Consider the following 1293-nt stretch of genomic DNA (forward strand, 5'->3'; position numbering starts at 1 on the left):
CTTCGACGGGAGAGGTTCGGCGGGATCGTCGGGTGACTCGGAGAACACGTGCCGGAAGGCTTTCCGTTGAGATGTCCACGGCGGTCCACAGGGCGAGAGCCCTGGCCGGGAGTGACTTGATAGAAGCCTGCTGAGCCGTCAACTCGCAATAGGTCTGTCCCCTGGCCGGGGCCCTCGCATCTGTCCCGTCATCCGCGACAGCAGACAAGAGGACAACTCGATGGTGACAGTGGGGATCGACCCGCACAAGCACGTCCACGTCGCAGTGGCCGTCGGCGCTGACGGCAGGCGGCTGACCAGGCCATTGACCGTCAAGAACGACGCGAACCTGATCGGCGTCCTGCTCAAGTGGATCCGCACGATCGCCGACGACACCTCCGTCACCTGGGCCATCGAGGACGGCCGTGGCTTCGCCCGCCGCCTGGCCGACGGCCTGCTGCTGACCGGCCACGAAGTGGTCTGGGTCCCCACCAGGCTGATGTCCGCCCACCGCAAACTGCACGCCGCCACCGGCTCGAAGTCCGACCCCGTCGACGCCGCCGCGGTCGCCCACGCCGCGATCGCCACCCCCGGCCTGGACCGTCACCGCATCGACGACCGCGTCCGCGAGCTGCGCGTGCTGGTCGACTCACGGGCCGACCTCGTCCGACGCCGCACCATGGTGATCAACCAGCTCAAGGCATACACCCACCTCTGGCTCGACCACACACCGGGCGACCTCACCCGCCGGCCCGGCATGACCTCGCTGACCGCGCTGGTGGACACCACGGACATGAGCGATCACGTCCGCCGGGTGCTGACCGAGATGATCACGGAGATAGGCGAGCTGAACGAACGCGTCCGCGGACTCGAAAACACGATCCGGGAACTGGTCACCCCACTGGCACCCGCGCTCCTGGAGATCACCGGGATCAGCCACGTCTCCGCGGCGGTCCTCCTCGCGGAGATCGGCGACATCACCCGCTTCACCAGCTCAGCGAAACTCGCCCGCTACACCGGGACCGCGCCGATCCCGGTCTACTCCTCCGACAAGGAACGCTACCGGCTGCACCGAGGCGGCAACCGGCGGCTCAACAGCGTGCTCTATACGACGTCCATCGTCCAGCAGCGATTCCACCCAGGCGCACGAGCACTCCTGGCCCGCCACGAGCCGACCAAGGGAGCCCGCGGAGCCCGGCGCATCCTCAAACGCCATCTGATCGACGTCATCCACCGCGCCATGATCCAAGATCGAGCTACCTGGCAGCACCACATCACCCAACACCAGCTCGCCGCTTGACATAGAAGCGTCAA

General features: G+C 67.1%; 1 protein-coding gene. It reads left to right on the plus strand.

What is annotated here, in order from left to right; translation table 11 throughout:
- Window positions 1-220: 220 nt before the first annotated feature.
- Complete coding sequence (locus ACFC02_RS42695) at window positions 221-1279, plus strand: IS110 family transposase (protein ID WP_376368452.1); 1059 nt, start codon at window positions 221-223, stop codon at window positions 1277-1279.
- Window positions 1280-1293 lie beyond the last annotated feature (14 nt).

The sequence above is a fragment of the Streptomyces sp. NPDC056160 genome, assembly GCF_042268205.1.
Lineage (GTDB): Bacteria > Actinomycetota > Actinomycetes > Streptomycetales > Streptomycetaceae > Streptomyces.